Source organism: Dyella marensis (assembly GCF_900112865.1).
Taxonomy (GTDB): Bacteria; Pseudomonadota; Gammaproteobacteria; order Xanthomonadales; family Rhodanobacteraceae; genus Dyella_D; species Dyella_D marensis_A.
The window spans coordinates 662,151-670,117 of sequence record NZ_FONH01000001.1 but is presented as its reverse complement, the minus strand read 5'-3'; the positions used below and the strand labels follow the sequence as shown (position 1 = coordinate 670,117).

The 7,967-nt window shown below is 59.0% G+C and carries 8 protein-coding genes; 5 read left to right on the top strand and 3 right to left on the bottom strand.

The window, feature by feature from the left end:
* Together BM172_RS02935 and BM172_RS22040 are read left to right on the top strand one after the other, a co-directional pair.
* Nucleotides 1-3,558 (top strand): RHS repeat-associated core domain-containing protein (locus tag BM172_RS02935; RefSeq protein WP_051548475.1); only part of this gene is annotated, 3,558 nt, incomplete at its 5' end.
* 10 nt (nucleotides 3,559-3,568) lie between these two features.
* The gene (locus BM172_RS22040) at nucleotides 3,569-3,970 is read left to right on the top strand and encodes a hypothetical protein (protein ID WP_143096435.1); all 402 of its coding nucleotides are present in this window, start codon (nucleotides 3,569-3,571) and stop codon (nucleotides 3,968-3,970) included.
* 22 nt (nucleotides 3,971-3,992) lie between these two features.
* Here BM172_RS22040 and BM172_RS02930 read toward each other — a convergent pair whose 3' ends face one another.
* Nucleotides 3,993-4,289 carry a phage portal family protein gene (locus tag BM172_RS02930; protein ID WP_026634585.1) on the bottom strand — a complete coding sequence of 99 codons (297 nt, stop codon included), beginning with the start codon at nucleotides 4,287-4,289 and terminating at the stop codon, nucleotides 3,993-3,995.
* 495 nt (nucleotides 4,290-4,784) lie between these two features.
* Here BM172_RS02930 and BM172_RS02925 point away from each other — a divergent pair, with 495 nt between their 5' ends.
* The 3 genes from BM172_RS02925 to BM172_RS22035 all read left to right on the top strand — a co-directional run bounded on the left by BM172_RS02925 (nucleotide 4,785) and on the right by BM172_RS22035 (nucleotide 6,339).
* The gene (locus BM172_RS02925; RefSeq protein ID WP_026634584.1) at nucleotides 4,785-5,210 is read left to right on the top strand and encodes a hypothetical protein; all 426 of its coding nucleotides are present in this window, start codon (nucleotides 4,785-4,787) and stop codon (nucleotides 5,208-5,210) included.
* 9 nt (nucleotides 5,211-5,219) lie between these two features.
* Nucleotides 5,220-5,789: a dihydrofolate reductase family protein gene (locus tag BM172_RS02920; protein WP_026634583.1), complete on the top strand. Its 570-nt coding sequence runs from the start codon at nucleotides 5,220-5,222 to the stop codon at nucleotides 5,787-5,789.
* Between the two features lie 88 nt (nucleotides 5,790-5,877).
* A complete protein-coding gene (locus BM172_RS22035) occupies nucleotides 5,878-6,339 on the top strand; it encodes a hypothetical protein (RefSeq protein ID WP_143096434.1) in 462 nt (153 codons plus the stop codon).
* 115 nt (nucleotides 6,340-6,454) lie between these two features.
* Here the strand turns inward: BM172_RS22035 and BM172_RS02910 are convergent, their stop codons facing one another.
* Together BM172_RS02910 and BM172_RS02905 are read right to left on the bottom strand one after the other, a co-directional pair.
* The gene (locus tag BM172_RS02910) at nucleotides 6,455-6,823 is read right to left on the bottom strand and encodes a hypothetical protein (protein ID WP_026634581.1); all 369 of its coding nucleotides are present in this window, start codon (nucleotides 6,821-6,823) and stop codon (nucleotides 6,455-6,457) included.
* A gap of 193 nt (nucleotides 6,824-7,016) precedes the next feature.
* Nucleotides 7,017-7,499, bottom strand: coding sequence for a hypothetical protein (locus BM172_RS02905; protein WP_026634580.1), 483 nt, complete (start codon nucleotides 7,497-7,499; stop codon nucleotides 7,017-7,019).
* Nucleotides 7,500-7,967 lie beyond the last annotated feature (468 nt).

The following is a 7,967-nucleotide window of genomic DNA, read 5'->3' as shown; positions in this document are numbered from 1 at the left end:
GGCAGGAAGCTGACGTTCTTCTACGACAGCTCCGCGCGCCTGAACTCCATCACGCTGCCGGACAATAAATCGCTCTACTACTACTACGTCTCCGCCAGCAGCAATATCGCCCAGGTGACGTATCCCGACGCTCGTTATCGTCTCTATGGCTTCAACGAGGCTGCCTACATCGGGCAAACCAGCCTGCCCAACGCGATGACCGGCATCCAGGACGAGAACGGCGCGCGCTACGAGAGCATCACCTACGACAACGCGGGCCGGGCGACCTCGTCCACCTTCGTCGGCGGCGTGGGCGCCACCAAGATTGCCTATAACGCCGACGGCTCCGCTTCCGTCACTTATCCGTTGGGCAATACGGTCAAGATCGGCATGTCGTCGGTTGCCGGGTTGGTGCGCGTCAGCTCCATGGACGCCCCGTGCGCTCCGGATTGCGGGCAGCATTGGAAGAGTCGCACCTACGACAGCCGTGGCTTCCCGGCGACGTATGTCGATTTCAAGGGCGTAACGACCCAGGTCACCTACGACGAGTATGGCCTGCTGCTGCAGACCATCGAGGCGGTGGGCACGACCGAACAGCGCACGACCACCACGGTGTGGGACAAGCAGATTCGCCGCCCGTTGAGCCGGACCGTGCTGGACAGCCAGGGCCACGCGGTCGCCTCTACCGGGTGGGCCTATAACGCCCTGGGTCAGGTGCTGGCCTATTGCGAGATCGACCCGCAGGCGCCATCCGCAGCCGGCTATACCTGCTCGAATACAGGGACGGCCCCGGAGGGCGTGCGCCGTACGACGTATACATATTGCACCGCTGTCGATACAACACAGTGCCCGCTGGTCGGGCTGATGCTCACTGCGACCAGCCCGCGTATTGACGTGGCCCAGACCACGACCTATCAGTACTACCTCACCGACGGCACGCAGTGGCAGCACGGCGACCTCAAGTCGGTGACGAATGCGCTTGGGCAGGTCATCACCTTTGCCGCCTACGACAAGAACGGGCTGCCCACGCGCACCATCGACCCGAATGGGGTCATCACCGATCTGTCGTATAACCCGCGCGGATGGTTGCTCAAGCGCACGGTGCGGGCCAATGCCGATGGCTCTGCCTCCTCGAACGATGCGGTCACCCAGTTCGGTTACAGCCGCGCCGGAAATCTCATCTCCGTGACCGATCCGGACAACGTCACCATCACATATGGCTATGATCCCTCGCATCGCCTGACGTCTATCCGTAACGGCAATGGCGAGAATGTGACTTTCACGCTGGACGCCGCTGGTAATCGCACCAAGGAAGAGGTGAAGGGGAGCAATAGCGTCGTTACGCGCAGCTTGACCCGGTCGTACAACGCCCTGGGGCAGCTCACCGGGGTGCAGGATGCGCTGAATCGCAGCGTCCTTAGCGCCACCTATGCGGACAGCTACGATGCCAACGGCAACCTGGTGCATGCAGCTGATGGCCTGAATGTCCAGCTCAAGCGCGACTATGACGCCTTGAACCGTGTGATAGCCACGACCGACGACTTCAATGGCAGCGATCAGGCGACGCGGAATACGCAGACGATCTATCAGTACGATGCACTCGGCCGCATGGCGGGCGCCGGCGATCCGGATGCGCTAAATACCTTGTATGACCACAATGCATTTGGTGATCAGGTTGGCTTGCATAGTCCCGACACGGGTAACTCCAGCGCCAATGTCGACAAAGCGGGCAACGCCACTTCGGTGACCGATGCGCGGGGCATCCAGGTCAATCAGACCTTCGATGCGCTGAATAGGCGCACTTCGGCCTCGTATCCGTCGACCAGCGACAACATCGCCTGGTTCTACGACGAGCCCAACAGCGTGACGGGTTGCACTGGTTCGTATCCCATTGGTCGTCTGACTCGGGTCGTAGAAGCGAACGTCACCACGATCTACTGCTACGACAAGCGCGGCAATGTGGTGCGCAAGAGTCAGACGCAGGGTACGCAGACGGATGTGGTGGCTTATACCTATACCCTTGCGGATCGCCTGGCGGCGCTGACGTATCCCAGCGGAACGATGGTGGCTTATAAGCGGGATATTGTCGGGCGGGTGCAGTCGCTGGCGGTGACGACATCAGGCACAACCTGGACGATCGTCGACTCGGTCAACTATATGCCGCTGGGTCCAATTGCCAGCTATATGCTAGGGAAGATTGGTTTCAGCCAGCTAATCACGCGCACATACGACGCGAACTATGCTTTGACTGATATCTCCAGCTCATCGCTCAACCTGCACTTTGCCCGGGATGTGATGGGCAATATCACGGCGCTGGGCAGTGCGGCGGGGGCCAATCCGGCTACGGAGACGTATCGCTACGACGCGTTGTATCGGTTGAACGCAATCAACGATGCCGCCGGCGTAGCGATCGAGGCCTACACCTATAACAAGACCGGAGACCGCCTGAGCAAGAGCGCCAGCGGCCTCGCCACCGGCACCTACGGGTACCAGAGCGGCACGCATTGGCTTACCAGCATCGGCAGCAGTGCCCGCACCTACGACGCCAACGGCAATATCACCGGAAATTCCACCGGCGGCGATGCGTTTGGCTATGGCTATAACGGGCGCAACCGGATGACGGTGGTGCAGCGGAATGGTCAGACTGTGGCTAACTACAGCTACAACGCGATGGGACAGCGGGTCGCGAAGGCAGTCATGGCGCCGCAGGCGGCGAACCAGCGCTTTGCCTATGACGAAGGCAGCCAGCTGCTGAGCGAGTATGGCACGACGAACCGCGACTACATCTGGATGGGTGGGCTACCGGTGGCAGTCGTCGATGGTGTTGGTGTAGCGGCCAAGTTGAGCTATGTGACCGCGGATGAGTTGGGCACGCCGCGAGTCATTAAGGACGATACCGGGGCAGTTCAATGGCAGTGGCCCTATCAGGGGAACGCGTTTGGCGAAATGCAACCCGTTTCTGCGACGGGATATGCGTTCAACTTGCGCCTCCCAGGCCAATACGTTGATTTCGAAAGGGGCCTCGCGTACAACACTAATCGCGACTACGAGCCTGCGACTGGTCGCTATGTACAGAGTGATCCGATAGGTTTGGCGGCGGGCTGGAACACCTATGCTTATGCAGCAGGAGATCCGCTGACCCAGTTCGATTTTTTTGGGCTTGCGCTCACACCCGTGGATCTTCCGGGGCTCGGCGCCACTTATCTTGATGATTCATTTTCGCCGAACGTCGAGCGGTTTATCGCGAATGCCTCGGCACATGGAGTTGAGCTTCACTTCAATAGTGCGTACAGAACCCCAGCTCATCAGGCTCAGCTTCACAATGACCCAAACGCCATAACTCCTGCGGATCAAAGTCTGCATTCCTGCGGCTTCGCTGTGGATGTCAACTACTCGACGCTGCCAGCGGCGCAACAACAGATCATTAGAGAGGCTGCTCAGTCTGCGGGACTTAGCTGGGGAGGGGCGTTCCGCACTCCAGATCCACCCCATTTTTTCATCGAGCCAAGCATTGATAGGGCAACGGCGATTGATAACGCGACGCGTGATTATCTGAGACTAACAGGCCAACAGCACTGAGGACAAAACTGTGAAACCGCATTCAATGGCGCTCCTTCTATTCGCCGCAATCTGTGCTTTAGGCATCACATCTAAGGGCGTTGCGCAGGAGCCCTCCAGTCAAAAAGTGACAGGCATCTATTCCGACATGCAATACAACCGGGAGGGAGGCGATGTCGTAGGCCAGGAAGTATTTATAGTTTTTTCCAAATCTGGCTACTTCGCCATACTTCAGTTAAGCGAAGGAGAACCATCTGCCCCGGTCGTCGTACCAGTTAAGGTTGCTGGATCGGCGGTAACCTTCACTGTACCCATGGAAATGGATACTCGCGGGACTTTTAAGGGAAATATTTCCGGTGGCCACTTAGTTGGGACCTTTAGCGGCAATGGGCAAAAGGTCGATCTGAAAAGAAAGAGTAGCTATTGGCAGTGAGTAGCATGCGAAGGTTGCGTCATCAAGTCAATCGACTATTTTCGGCCGTTGTTTGCGAGCCCAGTGCTGCATAGTCATTGAAAGACACCAGCTCTTCGCCAAGCCAGTCATTGACCTGGCGAAAGCGTGCCATCAGCGGCAATAGTTCATTGATGGCAAACACCTGCGCCGCCGGCACCACCGACCCGAATCCGGTGGTGCCGATGGGCGCCAGGCCAAGCAACTGCGGCGGGACGCGGTGCGCAGCCAGCACATCGTCACGTGTGACATTCTTGATACTGAAGAACTCGTCCTTGGCTGCCACTTCGCTGATCAGCATCAGCTATAGGCCATCCTTCTTGCCGTTCGGCGCATAGATGAAGAGGTTACGGAAATTGCCCGGCCCTTTGCTGTTCTTGAGCGCCTCTCGGATACCGTTCACCTGCTCTCGTCGGCCAGCGCATCGATGACGTAGAGGATGTATTCCCGCATGCGAGCCGTTGAGGTAATACTTCCGGCGGAATAGCGTGCCCCCCTCGTTCAGCCAAGCGCAAATTCCGTGCCGGAGCGAGATGTTGTGAGAAGTCTCGAGAACAATAGATGGTGGGCCCATCTGTGGATTGATGCGTCGAAATCGTCACAGAAAAGCTGCGCGGGTGCGGCAGGGGTGACTGCGCAGCTCAGGGGCATGCCGGCGCTCGCGTCAGGTCATCGCCTTCCGCCTTACTGACCAAGGCGACAGTGGATGCTGGCCGCTATATTCTAGAAAGGTTCGCTTTCGACTCGAAGCGGACATCTGAGATAGTTCGACGTGGTCAGACTCTTTGGGGGGGAAATGTCAGTCGACATCTTTGTATTCCTGGCGCTCAATCGAGCGCCAGACTTCGACGCCTGGCAAAAGGCCATGCGGGCGAGTCGCCCCGAAATGCACTTCGTCGCCCCGGTAAACCTCGCGAAACACAGCGGCTTTCTGCCCCTTGTTGTGGATGGTAAGACCACGGGCTTTTTCTTCTTCAGGAATGACGCGAAGGAGCTTGCCTCGGACTACCCGATGGTGGCGACGGCTGGCCTCAGCGGCGGCGTTGCCTATCAGCTTTCGTTCGGAGGTGATGCGCATGAATGCATCGCAGCCATGCGATCCGCCGAGGTGCTGGTGAAGAACTTCGGCGGTGTTGCGTTTGACCCTCAGAGTGGAAAGGTCATGACCACCAAAGACCTAGATGGCAATGCGGAGCTCTGTCGAACGTCATTGAGACCGTAGGAGACTCAAATGTCGATGTCGGTGCTATTCATGTCCATGTCACTCGACGGATACATCGCGGGCCCCAACGACGAACCAGGCAACCCCGGCGGCGACGGCTTCGACCGGCTGCACGAGTGGTATGGAGACTTCTCCCGGCCATCGGGGGCGGTCGGACAGTTGTGGGACGAATGGAACTCACCGGGCGCGATTCTGGCAGGGCGGCGTACTGTGGAGCAGATCGATCACTGGGGCGGTGACAATCACGGTGTCCGCATCATCGTGCCAAGCCACCACCCGCCCGGCCCCTCGGTGGCGAACTATCCATTGGTGAAGTACGTGCTCGACGGGATTGAGAGCGCTATGGCGCAGGCCAAGGCCGCCGCCGGGGACCGCAACGTACTGATGCTTGGGGCGTACACGGCGCAACGGGCGCTCGAGGCTGGTGTGCTGGACGAGTTGCAGATCCACCAGATCCCGGTGCTATTTGGCGGTGGCCTCCGACTGTTCGATGTATTGCCGTCGCGCGTCGAGTTGGAGATTGTTCGGGTGATCGATACGCCGGATGCCACACACATCCGCTATCGCGTCCGTCGCTGATCCGCTTTCGACCTCAAGTCCAGATGGCGAAAGAATTGGGTGAACCGACGCGCAAGAACTACAACGACACCAGCGGTGAGGTGACTACGTGCAGCCCTACAACCACAAACCAATGTTGATGTTCGCCGGTTGGCTGGTCGCTTCCTTGCTGGCAGGTGCGGCTCATGCCGAGTATCGAGCAGCCAAGGATGAAGCGGTGCAACTCGGTGCCATCGCTGGCAATGTCCAGTCTGTATCTTTTTATGTGGTCGCGAGTACAGGCAGATACTCGCTTCAAGGGGAGGCTTTCAAGAAAGCCTCGACGCTGCGGGTTTTCAGAAGCTGCGGGGGGAACTGCCGGATGTTCCTCAAGCCTTTGCTGGATCATCTGTCCGGTGCAACACCTGGCAAATGCCTCGTGGGGCAGAAAAATGTGCTGGTCGAGATCGGCGACAAGGCGTCGTTGGTCTACAGCTACTCGGGAAAGGTCATTCAGGTCGACGGTCGCTGCTATCTTAGCCAGCAGAGCGTCGGCGAGATATTGAGAAAAGCTGGATTCTTTCTTGATTGAGTTTTCGCGACAGAGTGGTGCTAGGTTCTTCTGCTTCAAAGATGCGTGAAAGAGAAAAGGCGGCCAACGGTCCGCCTTTCTTTCGTGCTCCGGTCGCTACTCAGGCCAGTAGGCTTCAATTCGCGTGTTGTGGCTGCGCCGACTTTGCTCGATCTGCGTTGTAGTCACGAAGGAGTGCCAACCCGCCCGTCGGCACAAGTAGGTCTGAAACGGAATTGGGCGCGCCGACAGGTACGCTTGCTTGCTCCTTCAACATGGCGCTCATTGCTTTCAGCTCTGCGGTGACTTCTTCGATCTTCCCAGAGTCGAGCTTGGTGACGAAGCGGTCGTATTCAGTCGCTTGAGAAGGCCAGTTACGCTGGTTTATGTGTAAGCTGATTTCGAGGCTCTTGCTGAAGCCGGCCCAGTAGGAGATCCAGCCGATCAGGAAGCTTCCAGCGACAATAAGGATGGCTTTAATCAATGGCTTGAATTCGCGTTGCATTTCGTTCCTCCGCATGATCGCAAATACAAGCCGGTTCCCTTGCCGCCATTCTTCGATACATGCACCGGTGGAGCAGCTCTCGGTGCACTTCTTTATCTTTTCGAGCATGCCATTGTGGCATGGATGCAGAGGACCAGGCGCACTCGAAGTGCTCCCATCCGGCTCGCGCTGAAGATGTCCGGTCGGAGCGGCATCAGTCGTCTCGGCAGGCAACCAACTCGCCGGGTTTGCCTTCGCTGAGTACCAGCGCATTCCAGTCGGCCCAGTCGCCCTTGCCCGCGAACCAGACCCATCCATCGCAGCAGGCGAGGGGGTGATAAGCGGCCAGGCCGCGCAGAGACAGCGGCGTCTCGGCGCCCGAGTCGAAATCGACCAGCGATGGCTTGCCCTTGCGCGGGCCGCTCTTGAAGAACGGAAGCAGCAGCATGTGCCGTCCATCGGACGAGAACAGGCCATGGCTGCTCTCGTCGATTTCGCGCAGGCAACGCGGGTTCGAGCCATCGGCGTCCGCTTCGAGCGCCGAAGGGTGCTGCATGCCCATGCGGCCGTAGTGCGTATTGCTGCCCATGGTGAACACGTGAAGGCGGTCACCCAACTGGACTGCATCGCCCAGCGAGGTGCCCGCATACTCGGAAACGCCGTTCAGGCCTTCGGGATCGACACGATAGAGCACCATGAACGGGCCATCCGCAAGCGCGCGAGCGTTTCAGCGAGCGGTACTCGCATCTAGGTCGAATTCGAGCATCGCGAGATAACCGGGGTAGTCAGGACGGGCGTCCGGGTGGCGCAGGATGATCGGCACCCGGCCATCGCGGCTGGCGCCGGCACGCACCGGGATATAGCTGCGTTTGCCGAGGATGCACGCAGCCGGGGGAGGGGGTCGATTTCTATCGCGACAGGCTCCGCTTCGCCACGGGGATCGAAGAGCCACGCCCACCGGTCGGTGACCAGCAGCCCCACCCTTTCGTCCACTTGGAACGACACGGGCGCGCCGTAGCTGGCGGACTCGGTCACCTCGTCCTCACGGCACCGCGAAATGCAGTCGCGGACCGCGGTGGGAACCGGCAGCCGCCGCCGGATACCGTTTCCGACATGGATGAGGGACGTTTCGAACTCGTCCTCTTGGTATGTCGAAAGATGGACG